General features: G+C 49.3%; 25 protein-coding genes. 13 read left to right on the top strand and 12 right to left on the bottom strand.

Annotated elements, in window-relative coordinates; all coding sequences use genetic code 11:
- Nucleotides 1-164 precede the first annotated feature (164 nt).
- Nucleotides 165-506, top strand: a complete 342-nt coding sequence (locus A5320_RS10600) for an FKBP-type peptidyl-prolyl cis-trans isomerase (RefSeq protein ID WP_068064142.1) — start codon at nt 165-167, stop codon at nt 504-506.
- Nucleotides 507-530: 24 nt separating this feature from the next.
- Here A5320_RS10600 and hisIE read toward each other — a convergent pair whose 3' ends face one another.
- The 8 genes from hisIE to hisG form a co-directional block, all read right to left on the bottom strand.
- Nucleotides 531-1,157: a bifunctional phosphoribosyl-AMP cyclohydrolase/phosphoribosyl-ATP diphosphatase HisIE gene (gene hisIE, locus A5320_RS10595; protein WP_068064140.1), complete on the bottom strand. Its 627-nt coding sequence runs from the start codon at nt 1,155-1,157 to the stop codon at nt 531-533.
- A complete protein-coding gene (gene hisF / locus A5320_RS10590; RefSeq protein ID WP_068064138.1) occupies nt 1,154-1,927 on the bottom strand; it encodes an imidazole glycerol phosphate synthase subunit HisF in 774 nt (257 codons plus the stop codon). The genes hisIE and hisF overlap by 4 nt, the downstream gene beginning before the upstream one ends.
- A complete protein-coding gene (hisA, locus tag A5320_RS10585; RefSeq protein ID WP_068064137.1) occupies nt 1,909-2,646 on the bottom strand; it encodes a 1-(5-phosphoribosyl)-5-[(5-phosphoribosylamino)methylideneamino]imidazole-4-carboxamide isomerase in 738 nt (245 codons plus the stop codon). Before hisA ends, hisF begins: the two co-directional genes overlap by 19 nt.
- 152 nt (nt 2,647-2,798) lie before the next feature.
- Nucleotides 2,799-3,440 carry an imidazole glycerol phosphate synthase subunit HisH gene (gene hisH, locus A5320_RS10580; protein WP_068064136.1) on the bottom strand — a complete coding sequence of 214 codons (642 nt, stop codon included), beginning with the start codon at nt 3,438-3,440 and terminating at the stop codon, nt 2,799-2,801.
- Entirely contained in the window at nt 3,441-4,511 is a 1,071-nt protein-coding gene (gene hisB / locus A5320_RS10575; RefSeq protein ID WP_068064135.1) for a bifunctional histidinol-phosphatase/imidazoleglycerol-phosphate dehydratase HisB, read from the bottom strand. It lies immediately after the preceding gene.
- Nucleotides 4,511-5,629: a histidinol-phosphate transaminase gene (gene hisC, locus A5320_RS10570; RefSeq protein WP_068064133.1), complete on the bottom strand. Its 1,119-nt coding sequence runs from the start codon at nt 5,627-5,629 to the stop codon at nt 4,511-4,513. Before hisC ends, hisB begins: the two co-directional genes overlap by 1 nt.
- 16 nt (nt 5,630-5,645) lie before the next feature.
- Nucleotides 5,646-7,010, bottom strand: coding sequence for a histidinol dehydrogenase (gene hisD / locus A5320_RS10565; RefSeq protein ID WP_068064131.1), 1,365 nt, complete (start codon nt 7,008-7,010; stop codon nt 5,646-5,648).
- 3 nt (nt 7,011-7,013) lie between these two features.
- A complete protein-coding gene (hisG, locus tag A5320_RS10560; protein ID WP_068064128.1) occupies nt 7,014-7,922 on the bottom strand; it encodes an ATP phosphoribosyltransferase in 909 nt (302 codons plus the stop codon).
- Nucleotides 7,923-8,591: 669 nt separating this feature from the next.
- Here hisG and A5320_RS10555 point away from each other — a divergent pair.
- The 7 genes from A5320_RS10555 (at nt 8,592) to A5320_RS10525 (ending at nt 14,314) form a co-directional block, all read left to right on the top strand.
- On the top strand, nt 8,592-8,915 hold the full coding sequence (locus A5320_RS10555; RefSeq protein ID WP_068064127.1) for a hypothetical protein: 324 nt from the start codon (nt 8,592-8,594) through the stop codon (nt 8,913-8,915).
- Nucleotides 8,916-9,139: 224 nt separating this feature from the next.
- Nucleotides 9,140-11,089 carry an ATP-dependent DNA helicase gene (locus A5320_RS10550; protein ID WP_068064126.1) on the top strand — a complete coding sequence of 650 codons (1,950 nt, stop codon included), beginning with the start codon at nt 9,140-9,142 and terminating at the stop codon, nt 11,087-11,089.
- The gene (gene tsaB / locus A5320_RS10545; protein ID WP_068064124.1) at nt 11,086-11,775 is read left to right on the top strand and encodes a tRNA (adenosine(37)-N6)-threonylcarbamoyltransferase complex dimerization subunit type 1 TsaB; all 690 of its coding nucleotides are present in this window, start codon (nt 11,086-11,088) and stop codon (nt 11,773-11,775) included. The genes A5320_RS10550 and tsaB overlap by 4 nt, the downstream gene beginning before the upstream one ends.
- A gap of 259 nt (nt 11,776-12,034) precedes the next feature.
- A complete protein-coding gene (locus tag A5320_RS10540; protein ID WP_068064122.1) occupies nt 12,035-12,355 on the top strand; it encodes a hypothetical protein in 321 nt (106 codons plus the stop codon).
- 115 nt (nt 12,356-12,470) lie between these two features.
- Nucleotides 12,471-13,250, top strand: a complete 780-nt coding sequence (locus A5320_RS10535; protein WP_068064120.1) for an SDR family NAD(P)-dependent oxidoreductase — start codon at nt 12,471-12,473, stop codon at nt 13,248-13,250.
- Complete coding sequence (locus A5320_RS10530) at nt 13,243-13,749, top strand: DUF2878 domain-containing protein (RefSeq protein WP_068064118.1); 507 nt, start codon at nt 13,243-13,245, stop codon at nt 13,747-13,749. Before A5320_RS10535 ends, A5320_RS10530 begins: the two co-directional genes overlap by 8 nt.
- Complete coding sequence (locus tag A5320_RS10525) at nt 13,721-14,314, top strand: chalcone isomerase family protein (protein ID WP_082971670.1); 594 nt, start codon at nt 13,721-13,723, stop codon at nt 14,312-14,314. The genes A5320_RS10530 and A5320_RS10525 overlap by 29 nt, the downstream gene beginning before the upstream one ends.
- A gap of 116 nt (nt 14,315-14,430) precedes the next feature.
- Here A5320_RS10525 and A5320_RS10520 read toward each other — a convergent pair whose 3' ends face one another.
- Nucleotides 14,431-15,792, bottom strand: coding sequence for an alkaline phosphatase (locus tag A5320_RS10520; protein WP_068064117.1), 1,362 nt, complete (start codon nt 15,790-15,792; stop codon nt 14,431-14,433).
- Nucleotides 15,793-16,140: 348 nt separating this feature from the next.
- Here A5320_RS10520 and A5320_RS10515 point away from each other — a divergent pair, with 348 nt between their 5' ends.
- The 5 genes from A5320_RS10515 (at nt 16,141) to rnd (ending at nt 21,671) form a co-directional block, all read left to right on the top strand.
- The gene (locus A5320_RS10515; RefSeq protein WP_068064115.1) at nt 16,141-16,740 is read left to right on the top strand and encodes a Slp family lipoprotein; all 600 of its coding nucleotides are present in this window, start codon (nt 16,141-16,143) and stop codon (nt 16,738-16,740) included.
- 37 nt (nt 16,741-16,777) lie between these two features.
- Complete coding sequence (locus A5320_RS10510; RefSeq protein ID WP_231916709.1) at nt 16,778-17,554, top strand: class I SAM-dependent methyltransferase; 777 nt, start codon at nt 16,778-16,780, stop codon at nt 17,552-17,554.
- A gap of 5 nt (nt 17,555-17,559) precedes the next feature.
- Nucleotides 17,560-18,435 (top strand): alpha/beta fold hydrolase, encoded by an 876-nt coding sequence (locus A5320_RS10505; RefSeq protein ID WP_197490063.1) that lies wholly within the window; start codon nt 17,560-17,562, stop codon nt 18,433-18,435.
- A gap of 289 nt (nt 18,436-18,724) precedes the next feature.
- Nucleotides 18,725-20,383, top strand: coding sequence for a long-chain-fatty-acid--CoA ligase FadD (gene fadD / locus A5320_RS10500; protein WP_068064109.1), 1,659 nt, complete (start codon nt 18,725-18,727; stop codon nt 20,381-20,383).
- Between the two features lie 142 nt (nt 20,384-20,525).
- Entirely contained in the window at nt 20,526-21,671 is a 1,146-nt protein-coding gene (gene rnd / locus A5320_RS10495) for a ribonuclease D (RefSeq protein WP_068064108.1), read from the top strand.
- Nucleotides 21,672-21,794: 123 nt separating this feature from the next.
- Here the strand turns inward: rnd and minE are convergent, their stop codons facing one another.
- Genes minE through minC form a run of 3 tightly spaced genes read right to left on the bottom strand, consistent with a single transcriptional unit; the run spans nt 21,795 to nt 23,609 of the window.
- The gene (gene minE / locus A5320_RS10490; protein WP_068064106.1) at nt 21,795-22,055 is read right to left on the bottom strand and encodes a cell division topological specificity factor MinE; all 261 of its coding nucleotides are present in this window, start codon (nt 22,053-22,055) and stop codon (nt 21,795-21,797) included.
- 3 nt (nt 22,056-22,058) lie between these two features.
- On the bottom strand, nt 22,059-22,868 hold the full coding sequence (gene minD, locus A5320_RS10485) for a septum site-determining protein MinD (protein ID WP_068064105.1): 810 nt from the start codon (nt 22,866-22,868) through the stop codon (nt 22,059-22,061).
- 12 nt (nt 22,869-22,880) lie between these two features.
- A complete protein-coding gene (gene minC, locus A5320_RS10480; RefSeq protein WP_068064906.1) occupies nt 22,881-23,609 on the bottom strand; it encodes a septum site-determining protein MinC in 729 nt (242 codons plus the stop codon).
- Nucleotides 23,610-23,681 lie beyond the last annotated feature (72 nt).

Genomic DNA, 23,681 nt, shown 5'->3' with positions numbered 1-23,681 from the left:
ATGCAATGTTGAGCGTTTGAATTGAGCGACCGGTTATTTATAACGTTGTAGTACCATTTCGCTCGTGCACCTGAACTGGGTCGGGCGATATACTTGCCGGGGGCATTGCGGGGTGCAGTGTTGAATTGATTCAGATTTTGGGCGTATCACTACTTGGAGCAGAAATGACGAGCGAACTGAAAATAGAAGATTTGATCGTGGGCGAAGGTAAAGCTGCGGTGCGTGGGGCACTTATTACCACGCACTATCGCGGTTTTTTGGTCGACGGTACCGAGTTTGATTCGTCCTATCGCCGGGGTGAACCTTTTCAGTGCGTCCTGAGTAATAACCGGGTGATCCAAGGCTGGATATTGGGGCTACAAGGGATGAAAACCGGCGGTACACGCCGACTTTGGGTCCCGGCGGCGCTGGCTTATGGCGAGCGCCAAATTGGCTCGATGATCCCGCCGAATTCTGATCTCACTTTCGAAATTGAGTTATTGGAAGTGTTGACGCGGGATGATTAAATCCTGCGTCAGCAGCAAAGCCGGCTACTGATGGCGGCTTTTTAGCACCTCAATCACATCATTTAGTTGTAGATCCTGACTGCGCAGCAACACCAGCAAATGGAAGATTAAATCCGCCGCTTCGTTTTTCAGCTCTTCGCGATCACCGGCCATCGCCGCTAACGCCGATTCCACGCCTTCTTCGCCAACTTTTTGCGCGATGCGTTTGACGCCGCGGGCGAATAATGACGCGGTATAGCTGGACTTCGGATCAGCATGTTGCCGCTCGGCGATCACCGCTTCTAAATCGGTTAAAAAGCTTAAGCTTGGGCTATTGGCATCGTTATCGTGCCAGCAGGTTTCGGTGCCGACGTGGCAGGTTGGGCCTTCGGGCAGGGCGAGTGCCAATAAACTGTCCGAATCACAATCCGCTGCTAACGATTGCAACTTCAAAAAATGACCTGAGCTTTCGCCTTTGGTCCAGAGCCGTTGTTTGCTGCGACTGAAAAAAGTGACATGGCCTGAAGTTAAGGTGTGGCGTAGCGCGTCGCTATTGGCATAACCCTGCATCAGGATTTTGCCGGAAATGGCGTGCTGGACGATCAACGGCAACAAACCATCGGCTGGCCATTTCAGCAGTTCGATGCTGTCGTTATCAAAAATGCTACTCATGGCCGGATCTCCACCTTGGCAGCTAATAAAAACTGCTTTAAATCACTGATTTGAATAATACCTTTGTGAAAAACACTGGCCGCTAAAGCGCCATCGACATCGGCCTGTAAAAACACGTCCTGAAAGTGGCTCATTGCACCGGCGCCACCTGATGCAATCAGCGGCACCTGACAAGCGTCGCGTACTAATTTTAGCTGCGCTAAATCATAACCTTGGCGCACACCATCCTGATTCATGCAGTTCAGGACGATTTCACCAGCACCCAGCCGTTGAACTTCTTTGACCCAATCAACGGTTTGCCAGCGGGTTTTGGCGGTGCGGGACTCATCGCCGGTAAACTGGTAGACCTGATATAAACCAGTTTCTTGATCAAAAAAACTGTCGATGCCGACCACCACACATTGTTGGCCATAAGCGCGGTTCAGTTCCTGAATAAGTTCAGGCCGCGCTAAGGCCGGGCTATTGACGGAGATTTTATCAGCGCCGAGCTCTAAAATGCGACCCGCATCTTCCACTGATTTAATACCACCAGCGACACAAAATGGAATATCAATCACTTCGGCGATGCGCCGCACCCAGCTTTTGTCAACCACCCGGCCATCGCTGGAGGCGGTGATATCGTAAAACACCAGTTCATCAGCGCCTTCTTCGGCGTAGCGTTTGGCCAGCGGAACTATATCGCCAATCACTTCATGGTTACGAAACTGTACGCCTTTGACGACGACGCCATCACGCACGTCCAGACAAGGAATTAACCGTTTTGCCAGCATGCAATGGCCTCCTCAATGCTAAATTTACCTTCCAGCAAAGCGCGGCCTAAAATCACCCCGGCGACACCGCTACCGCGTAAACTGCGGATGTGATTTAGGTTGCCAACACCACCGGATGCTTGCCACTGAATTTGAGGGTATTTCGCCGCAAGCTCCTGATAAAGTTCCACATTCGGCCCTTGTAAGGTGCCGTCACGGCTGATGTCGGTGCACAGCACATGGCGGGCGCCAGCGGTAATAAAACCATCCAGCACCTGCTCTAAAGTGATGTTTGATGCTTCAATCCAGCCATGGCTTGGCAAGGTTTTTTCGCCTTGCGCGTTAATCGATACATCAAGTGCCAGTACAATGCGATCGCCGCCGTAAATTCGTAACCACTTTTGCACCAGTTCCGGCTCGCGAATGGCCAAACTGCCAATCACCACCCGTGAAGCGCCTGCCGCGAGTAAATCAATCACATCTTGTTCACTGCGCACACCACCACCGACCTGAATGGGCAAGGTGGCGTCCAACATCAGTTGTTTGAGCAACGTCAGTTGGCGTTTGCTGGCGTCTTTGGCGCCGCTTAAATCGACCAGATGCAACACGCCCGAACCAGCTTTGGCGTATAAATCACGTAATTCAAACGGGGTTTGCGTGTAGTGGGTGGTCTGGTCATAACTGCCCTGATAGAGGCGAACCGTTTGACCGTCGATTAGATCAATTGCCGGGATAATCAAAATTGGGTCCTTTTATACCCGTCATCCTTGAAGATGCGGGGTTGTTGCCTTCTTTCGCTCGCCCAGTCACATAGATAGCTATGCTCCTGGGACTCGCTCTCTCGTCGCCTACCCGCATCGTCAATGATTTTGGGTATAAAGTTTTGCAGCAATCACTTGGTTGCTAAATCTGCGGCACTCAGCGTAATAAAATTCTGTAATAACTTACGGCCAACACTGCTGGAACGCTCCGGGTGGAATTGCATGCCAAGGTAATTGCCTTTGCCGATAATCGCCGCAAACTGGCTGCCATAATCACAGCTTGCCAGCATTAATTCCGACGGCGCCACGGCAAAACTATGCACAAAATAGACATAGTCGTCGCTGTTTAAACCTTGCAGCAAAGCATGATCAACCGTTTTGGTCAGCGTATTCCAGCCCATATGCGGCAGGCGTAAACCTTTGGCCTCTAACGGCAAAACCTGACCGGGAATTAACCCTAAACAAGCCACATCGCCTTCAGCGCTGTAGTCCGTCATCAACTGCATGCCCAAGCAGATGCCAAGCGTAGGCTGCTTCAGGTTTTGCAACACTTCGACCAAATTTTTCGCCGAAATATTGGCCATCGCCTGCGAGGCGGTGCCAACGCCCGGGATAATCACTTTATCAGCACTTTGAATGACGGCGGCATCACTGCTGATGCTAACGCGGCAACCTAAACGTTCGATGGCGCAATAGACCGAGGTGATATTGGCGCAGCCGGTGTCAACAATCACCAACGATGTTTGCGCATTTTTAGCAAGCAAATCCGTCATTTACAACACGCCTTTACTACTTGGCAGTTCATCGCCGGTTTTTAAAATCGCTTGTCCCAAAGCGCGGCCAAAGGCTTTAAACAAACCTTCCACCATATGGTGTTTATTACCCGGGCTAACCGATAAATGCAGCGTCATCAGCATGGCGTCGCTTAAACTTCTAAAAAAGTGCGGCACCATTTCCAGATTCAGCTCGCCAACCAAACCTGAGCCTAACTCTGCATCAAATTTCAGCAAAGGGCGGCCGGATAAATCTAAAGTACACTCGGCGCGGCATTCGTCCATCGGCAGCACAAAGCCAAAGCGGTTGATGCCGCGTTTGTTGCCAATCGCTTGTTTCAGCGCTTGACCGAGCGCCAAAGCGGTGTCTTCAACGCTGTGGTGATCATCAATATGTAAATCGCCTTTCACCGATACCTGCAGTGAAAAGCCACCGTGGGTGGCGATTTGATCGAGCATATGATCAAAAAAGCCAACGCCGGTGCTGATGCTGTTGCCGCCTTTGCGGTCTAAATCGACACTGACCCGGATATCGGTTTCGCGGGTGGTGCGCACTACGGTGGCGGTGCGGCCTTTGCTTAAAATCTGTTTGGTAATCTCGCTCCAACCCAGGGTTTCGCGGTCATACCGAAAGCTCGGTAAGCCCATATTTTCCGCCAGCTGCACATCAGTTAAACGGTCGCCAATCACAAAAGAATTAGTAAAGTCGATACGGCCTTGCTGCAGATAGTCTTTGACCAGCCCTAATTTAGGTTTGCGGCAGCTGCAGTTATCCGCGTCAAAGTGTGGACAAATTAAAGTGTCGGCAAAACGAATGCCTTGTGAATTTAGCAGTTGCATCATTTTTGCGTGCGGCGCATCAAAGGTGTCGCGTGGGAAACTCGCGGTGCCGAGGCCATCCTGGTTGGTGACCATCACCAGCTGGTAACCGGCGTCCTGCAGCTTTAGTAATGCCGGCACCACACCTGGCTCGTACGCTAGTTTTTCCAGCGAATCCAGTTGTTTATCAATGGCTGGCTCTTCGACCATCGTGCCGTCGCGGTCAATAAATAAAATCGGTTGGCCAGACATTAGTTGGCTCCTATGGTTTGAGTTGAATTTGAGAAGTATTGACTTAAGGCGGTCGTGACCAAGGCCATTTCTGACGGACTACCAATCGACACCCGCACCACTTGTGACAGGCCAATTTGGCTGGATTGATTGCGGATTAAAATGCCTTGCGCGGCAATTTTGGCCACGCAATCCGCAGCATCCGCCACTTGCAGCAACACATAATTTGCACTCGACGGATACACTTGTTTCACTGCGGTTTGGGTTTTGGCAAAGGCAATAAATTGGTCGCGTAGTTGATTAATCACCACCACACTTTGTTTCATCCGTACCTGACCTGCCTTTGATAACGCCTGAGTAGCAATTTCCGCCACCGGTGCGGCCAGCGGGTAAGGCGCAATCATTTTTTTCAGTGCATTGATAATTTCAGGCGCTGCTAAGGTAAAACCACAGCGCAGGCCTGCCAATGCAAAAGCTTTGGATAAAGTGCGCAGTACCACCAGATTTGGATAATCGCTGAGTAAATTCAGCACCGAAGCATCAGGGGCAAATTCGATATAAGCTTCATCAACCACCACTAAAGCTTTATCCCGATAAAAATCCAACACTTGCAGAATTTGCTGCCGTGGAATTAAATCGCCGGTGGGGTTGTTTGGGCTACAGATAAACACCAGTTTTGGAGTTGCTGCTTCGAACATTGCCGGCAGGTTCAGGGTGAAATCAGGCAGCAAAGGCACGATAGTGCGGCTCACCTGATTGCTTTCGGCGCTGATGGCGTACATGCCATAAGTCGGTGGGCAAATTAAAATACTATCTCCAGCTTGGCCTGAGGTTTTCGGCTCACAAAAGCTGCGGATCAAAAGCTCAATCCCTTCATCGGCACCACGACTGACCAGAACCTGCGATGTATCGACACCAGCATAAGAGGCGTAGGCCGCAATAAGCGCTGGCGGCTGACATTCCGGGTAGCGATTGTAACTGCCAGACAGCTGATATTCCGGCGCTAAGGCATTTTCATTGGCGTTCAGCCACACCGCGCCGCCGCTCATGCTGCTGCGCGCTGAAGCGTAGGGGACTATGGCTTTGACGGAATCGCGCGCTAAGGTACTGATATTTAACTTGTTGTCAGAACTGCTCATTTACTTTAAATCCGTATTATTTAGAAGCGGCCGGAATTTGTTTAAATTCACTGCTTTGTTTGCTCTGTTTTTCCAAAGCCGTCAATCGCACTTTCACCGCATTGGCGTGGGCAGTTAAACCCTCGGCGCTTGCCAAAGTGATAATGGCCGGGCCGATGGCGCGAATGCCTTGACTGCTAATGGTTTGCACCGTGTAGCGGCGGTAAAAATCCAGCAAACTCAGACTGGAATGGGTGCGGCTATAGCCATAAGTTGGCAGCACATGGTTGGTGCCGCTGGCATAATCACCAGCTGATTCCGGCGTCCAGGCACCGACAAAAATGCTGGCGGCGTTGGTCAGTTTGGGCAGCAGTTGTTGATCCTGATTGGTCTGAATAATCAAATGCTCTGGTGCATACAAGTTCGAAACTATGGCGGCAGTCTCTAAATCGGTAGTCAAAATAAAACGGCTGTGATCAATGGCTTTTTTCGCGATGATAGCGCGAGGTAATTTCAGCAACTGTTCGTTCATCGCCTGCACTGTGTCATCCAGTAACTCCTGGCTGTCACTAATCAGTACCACTTGCGAGTCAACACCATGCTCGGCTTGTGATAACAAATCGGCGGCGACAAAAGCCGGGCTGGCTGCTGCATCAGCAATCACCAGCACTTCCGAAGGGCCGGCCGGCATATCGATGGCTGCGCCCAGTGGATCTTTACTGACTTGTTGTTTGGCTTCGGTCACAAAGCGATTACCAGGACCGAAAATTTTATCCACCTTGGCAATCGAATCTGTGCCATAGGCCAGAGCAGCAATCGCCTGTGCGCCGCCGACGGTATAAATTTCGCTGATGCCGCAAAGCTGCGCCGCATAAATAATTTCCGGTGCAATATCAGAGGCTTTGGGTTGACCGGGTGGCGTTACTAGCACCACGCGCCGACAATTGGCCAATTGTGCCGGTACACCCAGCATCAACACGGTTGAAGGGAGCGGTGCACTGCCACCCGGAATATACAACCCAACACTGTCAAAAGCGGCATGTTTCAGTTCACAAAGCACACCGGGGCTGGTTTCCAGTTTGATGTCTTTTGGCAACTGCGCGCTGTGAAAGGCGCGGATATTGTTGTAAGCCAAATCAATCGCCGCTTTGCGTTCAGCGGTCAGTTTCGCCAGCTGTTGTTGTTGTAATGATTTTGATAACACCAACTCATTGCTGTCGACCGCATCAAATTTCTGGCTGTAAAACCGAAGCGCTTTATCGCCGGTGTTACGGACTGCTTTGATAATGCTGCACACTTGCTCTGGTAAATCGTCGGCATTTTTCAGTTTTGGCCGTGCCAATAACCGTTTTTTGCCATCTTCATCTAACTCTGCCCAGACACTGATCCTGACCTCGAGCATGATTTACTCCATCATTTTTTCGATCGGTAATACCAGTATAGAACTTGCACCCAGTTGTTTGAGCTGTTCCATCGTTTCCCAGAATAAAGTTTCGCTGCTTACCACATGTAAAGCCACTAAATCGTCATTGCCAGCCAGCGGCAGCAACGTCGGGTTTTCAGCTCCTGGCAACAAGGCAATCACATCGGCCAGTCGGGCGCGTGGAGCATGCAGCATAATGTATTTACTTTCATTGGCTTGCATCACACCCTGAATACGTGGCATCAGCTTTTTCAGTAGCTTTAGTTGGGCACTGTCGGTTAAATCACGACGCTGAATAAGTACCGCTTTGGAGCGATAAATCACTTCTACTTCTTTTAAACCATTGGCTTCAAGCGTGGCACCAGTGGAGACCAAATCACAAATCGCATCAGCCAAACCAGCCCGTGGCGCGACTTCGACTGAACCTTTCAGATTCACAGTACGTGCATTCACGCCATTTTGTTTCAGGTAACGGTTTAATAATCTTGGGTAAGTGGTGGCGATGGTTTTGCCTTCCAAATCTTTGACGCCACCGTAGTTTTCTTCTTGTGGCACCGCAATGGATAAACGGCAGCCACCAAAATCAAGCCGCGCCAGCACGGTATAGTCATAAGTTTCGTTATCGAGTTGGCGCTGCAGCGACATTTCTTCCAGCACGTTTTCGCCGATAATGCCCAGATCGCAAACGCCGTCCATCACCAGCCCTGGAATATCGTCGTCACGTACCCGCAGTAAATCAATGGGCATATTTTCTACATGGGCGATTAAACGTTGTTCACGCAGATTAATTTTCAGGCCGCAGCTGGTTAACAGCGCTTGCGATTCCTGCGATAACCGGCCAGATTTCTGAATGGCGATACGTAATCTTTGGCTTTCGTTGGTGACTGTCATCTGCTTATCCTCTTTGCAATTGAGTGCAGTATTAGTGCAACTCGTTGCTATTCGTTAAATTTGTAAAACCGTAAAAAACAACAACCCCGGCGTAGTTCCGGGGTTGTTGTTGAATGATTCAATGCACCGGAGCTACCATTTTCATAGCCCCTCAGCGACTTAACCTGATTGGCTATTTCGGATGATGATGGTGATGATGGGTCATCAGAATGAATTGAAGCATGGTTGTTTATCCTGTATTGAGCTTGCACCAGGTCAGTAACCTGCGCAGCGTTTTGTTGTATACAAGTTATCGTCTTTTTTTCAGCCTGACAAGAGGGAATTTAAAAATTAATCGAAGGGCTAACTTGGGTGTGTTTATATTAAGTTGTTGAATTTGCGCTTATTGTTGTGGTTTTTCGGCAGGTTGAGTTGAATTTTATTCAAAAGTGATTTCTGTAATGTAACGCAGGTATTGGTCAATAAATGCTCTGGTTGTATAGTTTTGTTCGGCGGTGAATGCCTTGTTGCTCAAGCAAAATCTAATGTTGCCGACATAGAGAACACAGCTGGTTTTCACCAAATGTGCACTTTTTGCAATGATGGTGGACTAACAGTCTGGTGGTACAAATAATGTACAGGCATAGCCTTAGGTGCTAATGAGCCTAAACAGACAATAGGTAATAAACAATGGATGCGTTTTACCCTTATCTCACGCGAACCAATACCCAGCCGGTGGAAACGCCGGTTCGGCTGATCTTGCCGGTGGCGAAATATGAACGGATCCACGCAGAGACCAGCAATGAGAAAAAATTCCGCGTTGGCTGGCAAGAGCCGAAACAGCGACAGCAACAGGCAGCAGAGCAGCAATCTTCAGACCAGCAACATCCTGAATACCCGGCCGAACCTGAAACTATCGAACAAGAATTGCATTTAATCCCAACTAGTCATGTAGTGACGCCTGATGCAGAGGCGCATGTGGATGCGGATGGTCATCTGGATATTTATGTGTGAGTTAACCGCCGCAATTTTATTAATCTAATCACCAGCTGTATTTAAACTGCAGAGCGTTTGCAGCAGCCAGCTTGCGCCGTCATAATAGCCCCCTGATTTATAACGGCTGCCCCCAAGGCGTATCTCGATGTACTCTGCATTTATCCTGTTTTTGATGGCTGTCGACGATACAGTGCAGCGCACGCACAGATGGCTGCCAACAAGTTTTGTCCGGAGTACACAGCATGCATGCTGAAATCACCGCAGCTTTTGCTGACGATGGCCGGCTCGCGAAAAACATCGACGGTTTTAAAGCCCGGGACGCGCAGCTGCAAATGGCGCAAGCGGTTGCCGACAGCATCCGCGATGGTTCGGCGCTGGTGGTCGAAGCGGGTACCGGGACTGGCAAAACCTACGCTTATCTGGTGCCAGCATTATTGGCCGGTAAAAAAGTCATTTTATCCACTGGTACCAAAAACCTGCAGGAACAACTGTATTTCCGCGACTTGCCGAAGGTATTAAAGGCGCTGGCGTTACCGCTTCAGACAGCATTATTAAAAGGCCGCGCCAATTATTTATGTTTGTTCCGGCTGACTCAACATTATCAACATGTGCCGGTGCAGGATCCGCTGTTGATCCAGGATCTGTCGCTGATTAAAAAGTGGTCCAGTGAAACCCATAGCGGTGACATCGGCGAACTGACCTATATCGCTGAAGATTCCAAAGCTTTGCCTTATGTCACCAGCACTTCTGATAATTGCCTCGGCAAAGATTGCCCGGATTTTGAAGATTGTTATTTGCTAAAAGCCCGTAAAAAAGCCATGAACGCCGATTTGGTGGTCGTGAATCACCATTTGTTTTTTGCTGATATGGCGCTCAAAGACACTGGTTTTGGCGAGCTGCTGCCGAATATGGATGTGGTGATTTTTGACGAAGCGCACCAAATTCCTGATATCGCCAGCGAGTATTTTGGCGAATCGGTGTCGTCGAAGTTGTTGTTGGACCTATGCCGCGACATTGAAATGGCCTGTAAAACTGAGCTTCGCGATCATCCGCAGCTGGCAAAAACTGCAGATAAATTAGCGTCTTTAGTCAAAGACTGGCGGCTGTTGCTGCCGGGCGATCCACAAAGAGGCAACTGGCGCGATTGTTATCAAAGGCCGGATATGCAAATTGCGATGACCCGAATCGGCGATGCGATGTCGATGGTGTATCAGGTATTAAAAACCAGTTTAGGTCGGTCTGATCAAGTCGATAGCTGTTATGAACGGCTCGCCACCGCCCGTTCCCGGCTGGATAAACTGTTGGACGTGCATCGCACCGGCGTAAGTTTCTGGTATGAAACCACACCCCGCACCATCAGCGTGCATTACACGCCACTTAGCATCGCCGATAAATTTAACGAACTGGTTTTTAATGAAGAGGACGTAGGCAAAAAACGCAGCTGGATATTCACTTCGGCAACTTTGTCGGTCGATGAAGGTTTTGCCCATTTTACCGAGCAGATGGGGTTGCAAAACGCCCGCACTATGTTGCTGGATAGTCCGTTTGATTACCCAAATCAGGCGATGTTACTGGTGCCGCGCTATTTGCCGGAACCCACAGATCCGAAAATTAATCAGGCTTTGCTGGAATTGGCGGTGAAGCTTATTACCGCCAATAACGGCCGTTGTTTTTTCTTATTTACCAGCCACCGCATGCTGCAATGGATGGCGAAAGAACTGCCGCTACGCATCAGCTTGCCGATTCTAGTGCAGGGCAGTACCAGTAAGCGGATTTTACTGGAGCAGTTTGTTGAGCTGGAACATACGGTGTTATTGGGCACCGGCAGTTTCTGGGAAGGGGTTGATGTGCGTGGTGATGCGCTCAGTTGCGTCATAATCGACAAACTGCCGTTTGCCTCACCGGACGAACCCTTGCTGCAGGCGCGTAGCGAAGATGCCAGACTGAAAGGCAAAGACCCTTTTGCTGCGGTGCAATTGCCACAGGCGGTGATCACTTTAAAACAAGGCGTCGGCCGTTTGATCCGCGATGTGTCAGACCGTGGTGTGCTGGCGATTTGTGATAGCCGGCTGGTGACAAGAGCTTATGGCGAAGTTTTTATTAAATCGTTGCCGCCGATGCGCCGTAGTCGCGATGTCGGGCAAGCGGTTGAATTTTTAGAACATATTCACAGTAGTGGAGCAAAAAATTGAAATTATTGGCGATAGATACTTCAACCGAAGGCTGTTCAGTGGCGCTGTTGAACGGCGTTGAATTGTTGCATCTGGATGAGGTTTGTCCGCAGCAACATAGCAAAAGAGTGTTGCCGATGGTGCAACAGCTGCTGACTGAAAGTGGGTTAACCTTGCAACAGCTGGACGGCATCGTATTTGGTCGCGGCCCGGGCAGTTTTACCGGGGTGCGGATTGGCGTTGGGGTCACCCAAGGTTTGGCCTTTGGCGCAGATATTCCGGTTTATGGTGTTTCGACATTAGCTGCGATGGCGCAGGCGGCGTATCGGTTGCATGGCGCGAAGCAAGTCATCTCAGCCATTGATGCGCGGATGGCGGAAATTTATCTGGGCTTTTTTGCCCTCGATGCAAAGTTGTTGATGCAAGAGGTTGCCCCAGAAATCGCCATTAAACCAACGGCTTTAACTGCCAGTCCCTTAACCGGTGACTGTGTTGGTGTGGGCACCGGCTGGCAAACATATCGGGAGCCGATGCTGCAGTGGCAAGCGGCGCAAGTTTGCGATGAGATCTTATATCCATCAGCGCAGGATATGCTGGCACTGGCTGTTCCGGCCTTTGTCGCTGGTAAATTTATCGCTGCCGAACTGGCTGAACCTGTGTATGTGCGGGATGAAGTAACCTGGAAAAAACTACCAGGCCGTGGTTAAGGACTTGTTATCAGCAAAGTTGTTTGCTTGATAAAAACACACCAGAAGCTCAAAAGAATACGCACCAAAAAAGGGCAATGGCGGCAACTAATTGCCGCTTTTAACGGCACTGTAAGCCTTATCTGACAAGGGTTTAGGCCAATTTACTGAATTTGCAACTGTAGGCTTGGCAAGACCACTTTTGCCGTTATAATGCCAAAGAGTTGCGTTTATTTTCAGTTTGGAATTCGCGTCAGAATTTGCCGGAGAATGTGCGTTTATGTCGGTTGCTGTTAGCCAGGATCTAGCCCGTAGTCAAAATGTCGCCGAAGTTTTTTCCGGTCGGCAGGCGCGTGCGATCCGGCCAAATACCAGCGCTACTGAAAAACCTTCGCTGCCGGAAATTCCACAGGGTAGTGGCATTAAAAGTTCAGCAGCAGCCATGTCGCTGTTGGATGAATCACGCAATAGCACCGCTTCGACCGGTTATGACCAGCCCGCACCGCAATATCAAAAAGCGCTCGACGCTTATCAAAGTTTTGCCAGTCAGGAAAAACGTGAACAAATACAGCAATACTTCAGCGTTGATTTATTCGCTTAAGTCATTCGACCATTTTTTGCCAGTTTCTTTTTCTACATAATAAATCCCGCCATTTTAAATCCATCCGGCAAGTTCTGACGTAAGCACTCTTAAGCTTGGTTTGGAACTATTTCTCATGCAAAAATGTTGTTTGATTACCGGCGCCAGCTCAGGTCTTGGCCGGGCGTTGGCGTTGCAGTACGCTGCTGCTGGCTGGCAGGTCTTGGCCATCGCCCGTAGTGGTGAACGATTACAGCAACTGAGCCAACAATCACCTTGGATCCAGTGTTTGCAATTAGATCTGAGCGACAGCGCCGCAGTAGCTGCCAGCGTGCCGCATATTTCGCAGCTGTTACCACGGCTGGATTTAGTGATCCTCAATGCCGGAACTTGTGAATATGTGGACGCCCCGGATTTTGAACTTGCGGCTTTTGATCGTACTTTTGCCGTCAATTTTTTCTCAGTGGTCGCTGCGGTGAAATATTGGTTGCCGTTATTAGTCACTTCACAAAGGCCGCAATTGGCAGTTGTAAGCAGTTTGGCCTGGTTATTCCCTTTTACCAAAGCTCAGGCTTACGGTGCCAGCAAAGCGGCACTGAGTTATTTCACCGATAGTTTAAGGCTTGATATTGCTGACAAAGGCATTCAGGTCAGCCTGATTGAACCCGGATTTGTCGATACGCCATTAACCCGAAAAAATGACTTTGCCATGCCATTTATGTTGCCGGTGGAGCAAGCTGCTGCACGGGTGATGACTGCGATTGATGCTGGAAAATTACGATATCGCTTTCCGAAACGGCTGGCTTTCAGTCTGAGTTTACTCAATTTACTCCCTTATCATTTGCGGCAAAAAGTCGCGGCCGGGATGAAAAGCGACCAGAAAAACGCAGCCAAAGGCGGTTTGAAAATTGACTAAGCTGCTGCAGTTTGCCGGTTTTAAGTTGTGCTGGTTCGGTTTGATCCTGATCCCGCAGATCGCCATCTGGCCTGTGCTGTTGTACTTACTGTGGAGTGTTTGGCAGCTTGCCGTTAAAGCCCGGCTGGCGGTCGTCGGCATCAGCATTGCCGGTATCGGCATGGACACGCTGTTGTTGAAAAACGCGGTATTCAGCTTTGTCGATACTGTTTATCTACCCATATGGCTGTTGCTGTTGTGGGGCTGTTTTGCCCTGGTGTTGGTGCAGGTGCTGGCAGTGTGGCTGCGTCATTGGTGGTTGGCTGCTTTGGTGGGGGCGGTGACCGGTCCTTTAGCCTATTGGGGCGGCGCCGCGCTGGGTGGCCAGCTGATTTTTGCTGACACCACTACATTTTTGCTGACGTTGGCACCTTGCTGGGGTCTATTGTTGGGATTGATTGTGTATTGCCAGTTTTTATGGAGTGAAGAACATGCGTCTAAAATCTATTCTGCGCGATAACCATCGAGCCGTTCAACTGCGCTCACGAGCCGCAGCGCTGCTGTTGGTGGGTGCTTGCAGTCTTAATTCTGGTGTTCTTTGGGCCATACAACAGCCGCAAATTGTGCCGGCAATCGCAAGCTTTGACCAATATCAGACGGTGGGTGAAGGTAAATACAGCTACTGGCTCTGGGATCTTTATCAGGCCAGGCTCGCCACACCCAGCGGCAAATTTATCGATTATCAGCAAAGTGTACCCTTGTTACTTGAATTGCGTTACCTGCGTGATATCAGCAAAACTGAGTTTGTGGAAGCGACGGTAGACCAGTGGCGTATTCAGGCAGACGGTGTACAGAAGCAGCATAAACTCTGGGCCGGCGAGCTAACGACCTTATGGCGTGATGTGAAAAAAGGCGACATGTTGAGTGCAGAACTGCATGCTGATGGTTTAATCAGTTTTTATTTTAACCAACAACTATTGGGGAAAACCAAGGACGCAGCCCTCGGCCCCGCGTTTTTTGATATTTGGTTATCTGAGAAAACTACAGCACCAGAACTGCGCCAGTTATTACTGGCGTTACCCTAAGCTAAGCAAAGCTACGTTGGGTTAGTTTCGATGGTCGGGATACAGCAGTTTTGCACAAGAAAAAACGGCAGTCGCTGCTCGCGCACTGCCGTTTTATGATGTTTCTCCAGTGCTAACTATCTAGCGTCCAGATAACCAATTAACTTGGCAGCAATATCAGTATTATCCTGAAAGCCCGCAAAATCACCCCGTTGTTTGCCCCAGGCCAGTACCGGCACGTCAATCGCCGTGTGAGCTTCGCTGGTCCAGCCGGTTTTGGAATAATGGTTGATCTGCTTTTTAACTGCAGCACTCAGCGCATCCAGTGCTTGTTCCTGAGTTTTCGGTAAGTCTTCCAGATCGGCCGGTAGTTTGGCTCCAAGCACTTTTTTGGCCTGTTGCAGCGCCAGCGTGAGCTCTGCAAATTCTGCTGCAGTGAGCTTGATACTGGTCAAAGTTGTCCATAACTTCGGAATTTCGTTAGCTGGGCTGCCAAGCAATAAGCGGCTGATTTCGGGTGCCGTATGTTTGACGCCTTTAATCACGTTGGTATTCCAGGCATATACGCCTTCAGCGCCAAGCGACAAACCGCCGGTTTCATGGTCAGCTGTGATCACTAAAATCGTATCCGGATGACTATCAACATAAGCTTTCGCGACGCGAATCGCTTTGGCAAAATCATCCATTTCAGCCATGGCGCAAGCGATGTCATTGGCATGCCCACACCAGTCAATCTGACTGCCTTCAACCATCAATACAAAGCCTTTTTCAGACGGCGTCAGCAGTTGTAAAGCTTTTTCGGTCATGGTTTGCAGCGGGTTCGCCACCGGATTATCCAATGAACTAGGCAAGCCAACCGGCGCCAATAACGCCAGCGCCGGCAGTTTGGACAGTTTGGTTAAGTCCTGCCAGTTGTCGGCATAACTAAATCCAGCTTGTTTAAATTCGGTCACCAGATTGCGGTCGTTGCGGATAAAATACTTGGTACCACCACCAAACATCACATCTGCCACAAACTTACCTGCGACTTTATTGTCGACAAAATCGTTGGCAATCTCGTTGTAGTTTTTGCGATGTTCGTTGTGCGCTATAAAGCTGGCTGGGGTCGCGTGGTTAATTTGCGAGGTGGCAACAATGCCGGTGTGCATGCCTTTGGCTTTGGCGATTTCCAGCATCGTGGTCAGCGGTTGATGCTGATGATTGACCGAAATGGCGCCATTGTAGCTCTTGACTCGGGTCGCCAGCGCAGTGGCACCTGCAGCAGAGTCGGTGACTATGGTTTCGTCATCCGGATAAGTGCTGGCCACGCCAACCCATAACTCATCATAAACTGTTGATTCAACGGCTTTTGTTGCAGGATTGTCCTGATAATACCGATAAGCCGATAAATACGCCGGGCCCATGCCATCGCCAATCATATAAATAATGTTTTTTGGCGCAGCTTCAGCCAATTGCGGCAGCATGGCAGCTAACAGGGTGGAAATGAAAATTTTGTTCATAAGGTTAGGGTGTCCAGAGCAAAAACATCGGTTTGAAATGTGCAGAACAGGCGATGTATGAAACGGTTGAAGGTACGATTCTAAGGCCATAATTTAAAATGTACAGGGAGTTCGATCAACACCAGTATAAGCGCGACAAATGACGGTTTGATGATTTCAGCAAAATGCACAGTTGCGAGCTTGCGAAGCGCAGCAGTGTCGCTTATTGTGGAACGCAGACGGAGCTCGGTGCAAATTAGGCGAAGCTTGTTGTCGATACAGCTGAGCTTGTTGTAGATACAACGGAACTAATTTTGCATTTGCAGACTCCAATAGCAGCCTTCTTCAGTTATTCAGGAAAAAAGTTGTATGAGATGGTTACCTTACGCTCTGGTCAGCGTGCTATTGATTAGCGGCTGCGCCACTTACCCGGATGCTGTTAAAGTCGCAGAAGGGACCCCACTTGTCAGTTATCAATCCGCCACTCAGGGTAAAGTTCAACAAGGAACTGCACGTTGGAGTGGTGTCATCGCCAAAGTTGAAAATAATGCCAGTAATAGCCGACTGGAAGTGGTCTACTTCCCTGGGAACGAGTCTGGCCGGCCAAAAATAAGCGATCAGACCGAAGGCCGTTTTGTGGCTTATATCAATGGCTTTGTTGATCCGATGGTGTATCAGCAAGGTAAATCCGTGACCGTACTGGGTCAGTTAGCGCAACCAGAAGCGGGCATGGTGGATAAGTTTCAGTATCTTTATCCCGTGATCCAACAGGCCGTAGTTCATTTGTGGCCGAAGCAGCCGGATACCAGAGTCGACATTGTTGACCCATGGCCGCTGTGGCGTACACCTTATCCGTATTGGGGCTATGGCCCAGCAATCCGGATCAGAACAACAACTCCAATAGGTGAAAAACCAGCACAAGGCCCGCTTCATGTTGAACAAGCTACACAAGGTACACAACAGCGTTAAAGTTTGGGGGCTAGTGGTTTGCTGCGCTTGCGCATCTATGGCCGTAACAGCCTCCGAATTAACACAAGTAGTTGATTCTGCATTTCGCAGTGCGGAAAATAAACAACGGGATCAATATCGCCATCCGGTCGAAACCTTAAGTTTTTTCGGGATTAAACCAGAAATGTCGGTGCTGGAAGTATGGCCGGCACGGGGTTGGTACACCGAGATTCTGGCGCCTTATCTGAAAGATAAAGGCAAGTTGACCATCGCCAATTTCCGTCAGAATGACGGTAGTCTGGAAGATGAGCGAAAAATTTTCTGGGCTCGGTTGGCCGCTAAACTGAAGCAGGATATCAAAAAACACGCAGATCATTTTGGCGCTGTGCAGGTGGAAGAGTTTGATCCGCCAGGACTTATGCAATTGCAGCAGGTCAACCAGTTTGATCTGGTGCTGAGTTTTCGTAATTCGCACATCTGGAATGAAGAAGGTTATTTGCTGGACGTCTACCGAGCCTTGTTCGACATGCTCAAACCCGGTGGTACGCTGGGGTTGGTGGAACATCGTTCCAGTCGCTTGTCAGAAATCTCCAGCCGCGCCGGTGAAGGTTATCTCGACGAATATTATGTGATTGCGGTCGCGCAGCAAGCAGGTTTTATTCTGGCGGACCGTTCAGAAATTAATGCTAATCCCAAGGACAGCAAAGATTATCCAAAAGGTGTCTATGCATTGCCACCAACGCTGGCGATGGGTGCATTGGACAAAGCCCGTTATCTGGCGATTGGTGAAAGTGACCGGATGACGTTAAAGTTTACTAAACCTTTGGTGCCTTGACGCTCGTGTCTGTGCCATTGCAGCTACCGGTCAGCTACCAGCTTCGCCAGTTAACCCTGCGCGGCTGGCGTAGTGGTCCGGCTGACGGGCCACTGTGTTTATGTCTGCACGGCTGGCTCGACAACGCCAATAGTTTCATCCCCTTATCGCAACAGCTTCCGCATTTGCAACTTATTGCCATTGATCTGCCCGGTCATGGCCAGTCTGATCATCGCAGCCCTGATGCCCATTACCATTTTCTGGATTGGGTTGATGATGTGATGCAGCTTCTCCTTTTGCTGAAGCTATCTTCTGACCAGCCAGTGGTGCTGATAGGCCATTCAATGGGTGGCATGATCGCAACAGCGGTCGCCGCCAGCTTCCCGGAATTAGTCAGCCGACTCATTTTGCTCGACAGTGTTGGTCTGGTGACCGGCGCTGAACAGGACACCGTGTCGCAGCTTAGAAAAGCATTGTTATCGCGTCAAAAAAGGTTGGATAAACGCAAACCGCAATACCCGGATCTAGCATCCGCAGCTGAAGCCCGGCAGGCACAAAGTGATTTTGACCTGGCCAGCGCATTATTGCTGGCTGAGCGCGGTACATTACAAGATGGTGACACACTGACCTGGTCGGCAGATTTACGCCTACGCGAAGTGTCGGCCTATCGTTTGTCCGATGCGCAGGCAAGCCAGCTGATTAAATCCGTCACAGCACCAGTTCTGGCTATTATGGCAAAGCAGGGCATCGAGCTGATGCAGCAAGGACTGCAACGCTGGCAACCGTATTATCAACAGTTGCAACTGTATGAATTAGATGCCGGTCATCATTTGCATATGACCCATAGCATTGAAGTTGCAGCAAAAATCAGCAGTGTTCTGGCTTCTTTTCCGGCTAAATGATAGGGTCTGATCGATAGCTTTGTTCGCAAGCCCTGAGCCTGAATTCGTCATATTCCGACAATTATCCTGGCCATTCCGGACAGTAAAACTGAATGCTTCACCCTAATTGTGCATTTGAGGCAATTGTGGGATGATTGAGGATTAGAGTAAAAACTCAGAGTGCGTGAAAAAGCAAAAAATACTGCACAATCATGTGAAATCTTTGAGTAGCAGATTGCATATCGGCGCGAACGTACCTATAAAAAACATACCTATAATTAAAAATAAAACTGACGACGAGGAGAAGAAGGTGGATAAAGTCTGGTTAAAGCGTTACCCGACCGGCGTGCCGGCAGAGATCGATGCCGATCACTACAGTTCATTGCTGGACATCTTCGAACAATCAATTAACACCTACAGCGACCGCATTGCCTACATCAATATGGGCAAATCTATTACCTATGGTGAACTTGGTATTTTAAGCAGCCAATTTGCCGCTTATCTGCAACAAGGTCTGGGGTTGAAAAAGGGCGATGCAGTGGCGATTATGATGCCAAATCTGCTGCAATATCCGGTGGTACTGTTAGGCGCTTTGCGCGCTGGCTGTACCGTGGTCAACGTCAATCCACTGTATACACCGCGTGAATTACAACATCAGTTGATTGATTCACAAGCTAAAGCCATTGTTATTGTTGAGAATTTTGCCCATACCCTAACCGACGTGCTGTCGGCAGTGCCGGTGAAGCATATCATTCTGACCAAAATGGGTGACATGTTGGGGCTGTTGAAAGGCACCATCGTCAACCTGGTGGTGAAACACGTCAAAAAGATGATCCCTGCCTACAATTTACCAACTGCCATTTCTTATAAAGATGCCGTGGCACAAGGCGCAGGCATGACGTACCAAAAACCTGTGGTGACCGGCGCCGATTTAGCCTTTTTGCAATACACCGGTGGCACCACTGGCGTCTCCAAAGGCGCGATGCTGACGCACCGTAATATGGTGGCAAATTTAGAGCAGGCCGCTGGTTGCATTGGGCCTATTTTAACGCCAGGCAAAGAGTTTGTGGTCACGGCCTTACCGCTTTATCATATTTTCGCGCTGACGGCGAACTGCCTTACGTTTATGAAGTATGGCGGTACCAACCTTTTAATTACCAACCCACGTGATATGCCTAACTTTGTGAAAGAGCTGGCGAAATATCCATTTACCGCGATCACTGGCGTCAACACGCTGTTTAACGGCTTATTAAATTGCCCTGGTTTTGCCGATCTGGATTTCAGCCTGCTGAAGTTGTCCTTAGGCGGTGGCATGGCGGTGCAAAAGCCGGTGGCAGAGCGTTGGCAGAAAGTCACCAATAGCCGCTTGGTTGAGGGTTATGGTCTGACAGAATGTGCACCACTGGTGACGGTAAGTCCGTTTGATTTAAAAGGTTTTAACGGCAGCATTGGCTTGCCGGCACCATCAACCGATATCCGTCTTATCGACGATAACGGTGTGGATGTAGCTCCAGGCGAAGCAGGCGAAATGCTGGTGCAGGGGCCGCAAGTGATGCTGGGTTATTTAAACCGGGTGGAAGAAACCGAAAAAGTGTTAAAAGATGGCTGGTTATATACCGGTGATATCGCTCGCATGGATGAAGAAGGTTTTTTCTATATCGTTGATCGCAAAAAAGATATGATTCTGGTATCAGGCTTTAACGTCTACCCGAATGAAATTGAAGAAGTGGTGGCGATGAACGAAAAAGTGCTGGAAGTAGCAGCTGTTGGTATTCCGAACGAAGCAACCGGTGAAGCGGTGAAAATTTTTGTGGTGAAAAAAGATCAGTCTTTAACCGATCACGAATTGATCGCACATTGCAAAGAGCATTTGACGGGCTATAAAGTACCGAAGCTGGTAGAATTCCGCACAGAATTGCCAAAAACCAATGTCGGCAAAATATTGCGCCGTGAATTAAAAGGGCAATAACCCGCCCTGAATTGGTCAGCAAAAAAACCGGCGCTTTGCCGGTTTTTTATTGAGTCAGTGACCGATGTGGTTGGCACTGCCACAACAGTTTGACCGGCCATAGTTCTAATCATCAGCAATGCCGTAAATAATGGAGTCACCGATGTCCTACCGTATGATCACTGACAATTTGCAGCTGGCAGAGTTTTGTCAGTCGTCGCTTTGTGCCCCCTTTCTGGCGGTCGATACCGAATTTGTCCGCATCAATACGCTGCTGCCAAAGCTTGGCTTGATCCAGTTGTACGCCGGTGCAGATTTGGTATTGGTGGATCCATTGACCATCACGGACTGGCAACCTCTGGCTGAATTACTGGCCGCACCTTCAGTCGTGAAATTATTGCACTCCTGCAACGAAGATTTAGAAGCTTTTGCGTCAGTGGGTTTGGTACAAATCCAGCCACTGTTGGATACGCAGCTGGCCGCTGAACTCGCCGGTATGGGTTCCAGTCTCGGTTACGCCAAAATGGTTGAACAACTGCTGGGTAAACAAGTGGATAAAACCGAAAGTCGCACCGATTGGCTGGCGCGGCCATTGGCGCAAACCCAGCTTGAATATGCCGCTTTTGATGTGCTGTATTTATTTCAGCTAAAAGATTTGTTGCTGGCAAAATTGCCGGATCCGAAATTTCTGCCGCTATTACTGGCCGAAGGCGGGCAAATGATCAACCGTCGTCAGCATCAATTACCGGTTAGTTTTAAATATCTGGAAATGAAAAATAGCTGGCAGTGCCCACCAAGGGAACTGGCGGTATTACGTGCTTTAACCAGCTGGCGCGCTGGATATGCTACGCAAAAAGACACTGCACTTGGCTTGGTACTGAAAGATGCAGTGATGTATGAACTGGCCAAAAGACGGCCGGTGACGTTGGAAGGGCTGGCGCAAATTCAGGATTTACATCCGCGGGAACTGCGGCGCCATGGTGCGGTGTTGCTGGAAATCATCGCCGAAACCAAGTTACTGAGCGCCGAGCAATGTCCACAAACCTTCTACCACCAAAGCGACTTTGCCGGTTTTAAACAGGTGCAACAGGAGTTGACCGACGCCGTAGAGCAGGCTGCCAATGCCAGCGGTATACCGGCCGGGTTTTTGAGTGTCAAACGGCAATTGAACGAGTATTTGAACTGGTGCTGGCGGGTATCGGACACCGAACGCGCTCAATTGCCAACACCGGAATATCTGCGTGGCTGGCGGCGGGATATTTTATTACCATATCTGCCAAAACCAGCGCATGTTGCTGCTTTGATCTAAAAGCATTGGTGCTGTACTTCAGCTTTTGAACAGCGTTAAAAACACAAAACCCACCATGACGGTGGGTTTTTCAAATAAACGACTTTAGCCTTCACTGACAATGATACAGCAGCTGGCTTGCGGTTAGCGTTTTTCGTCCGGGAAAGTCACGTTCAGTTCCAGCACGGACAGCTCATCCGAGCTTTTCTCCAGTGAAACGGACACCTGATCATCAGCGATATCCACATATTTGCGGATCACTTCCAGAATATCGCGCTCCAGTTGCGGCAAATAATCCGGGCTGGAACGACGACGCCGTTCGTGAGCGACGATGATCTGCAACCGCTCTTTTGCCGTTGACGCAGTATTCTTTTTGGTCGAACGGAAATAATCGAGTAACGACATAAGTTAGCCTCCGAAAATCCGTTTGAATAAACCTTTTTTCTCCACATTGAGGAAGCGGAAAGGTACATCTTCGCCGATTAAACGGGCAACAGTATCAAGGTAAGCCTGACCAGCATCACTTTCGGTATCCAGAATAACTGGTTGACCCGAGTTCGATGCATTCAGCACCGCTTGTGATTCCGGGATCACGCCCAGTAATTTGATCGCCAGAATGTCATTGACGTCTTCGACGCTGAGCATTTCGCCTTTGACCACACGTTCTGGATTGTAGCGGGTTAACAACAAATGTTCTTTGATGCCCGGTAAACCTTGCTCAGCACGGCGTGATTTGCTCGACAACATCCCTAAAATACGGTCAGAGTCGCGCACTGACGATACTTCTGGGTTGGTCACGACAATCGCTTCGTCAGCAAAATACAGCGCCATCATCGCGCCAGATTCAATACCGGCTGGTGAATCGCAGATAATAAAATCAAATTCATCCGACAATTCGTTGAGTACCCGCTCCACGCCTTCTTTGTATAAAGCGTCTTTGTCGCGGGTTTGCGACGCTGGCAGAATATATAAATTGTCCAGGCGTTTGTCGCGGATCAGTGCTTGTTTTAAATTTGCTTCATTGTTGATCACATTGACAAAGTCATAGACGACACGGCGCTCACAACCCATGATTAGGTCAAGATTCCGCAGGCCGATATCAAAATCGACGATAACAGTTTTGTGGCCTTTTAATGCCAGGCCAGTGCCGATGGCAGCACTGGAGGTGGTTTTACCAACACCACCTTTGCCTGAAGTCACAACTATGATTTTTGCCATAGCACACAATCCTTAGAATAATTCTGCTAATACTAATTGACCGTCCTGCAAGCTGATACAGGCTGATTTGCCCCAAAACTCGCCTTGCAGGCTCTCGCTTAACCAATAGTTACCTGCAATCGAGATTAACTCGGCTTGCATATTGTAACAATAGATCTTTTTACTGCTGTCTCCGCCCGCGCCGGCAATTGCCTTTCCGCGCAAAGAACCGTAGATATGGATGTTGCCATCAGCGATGACTTCAGCACCGGCGCCGACTGTGCCTTTGATAATTAAATCAGCACCTTTGACATAAATTTGTTGGCCAGAGCGGATATTTTGTTCAATGAATTTGTTTTCGACCGCGGCCTGAACTACCGGAGCTACAGGTGGCGGTGGTGCAACCGGTGCCGGAGCTGCCGCTGCTTTGGCCGGGGCTTCAGTGGTTTTACCGTTGTTTTTGCTCAGTTGCAGCGCGGCCAATCCAGCCTGCTGCGCGGCTTTTTTCAGTTCGCTATTGGCGCCGCAAACGCCGACCAATACCAGCTGCAACTCAGTGAAAAGTTGCTTGATAGCAATGAAATCAGGGGCTTGTTTCGCATTTTCAACGTTGATTACCACGGGTGCCTGATGGAAAAAACCAGGTGCCTGCGCCAACTTTTGCTGTAACTGCGCTTGCAGCGCTGCCACACTAAAATCCTGACAATATAAAACTGATAAAGGAAATAAACTTCCTTTTAACTCAAATGAGTGATCCGACATAGCAACCGTGAGTGCAAAATGAATGAAAAGGTTAGGGTTCTTATCAGGGCCTGCCGGTGGCACAAAGCTGAA

Source organism: Rheinheimera sp. SA_1, from assembly GCF_001669775.1.
In the GTDB taxonomy this organism is placed as follows: domain Bacteria; phylum Pseudomonadota; class Gammaproteobacteria; order Enterobacterales; family Alteromonadaceae; genus Pararheinheimera.
The sequence above is the reverse complement of the archived record's forward strand: the minus strand, read 5'-3'. Positions and strand labels throughout refer to the sequence as shown.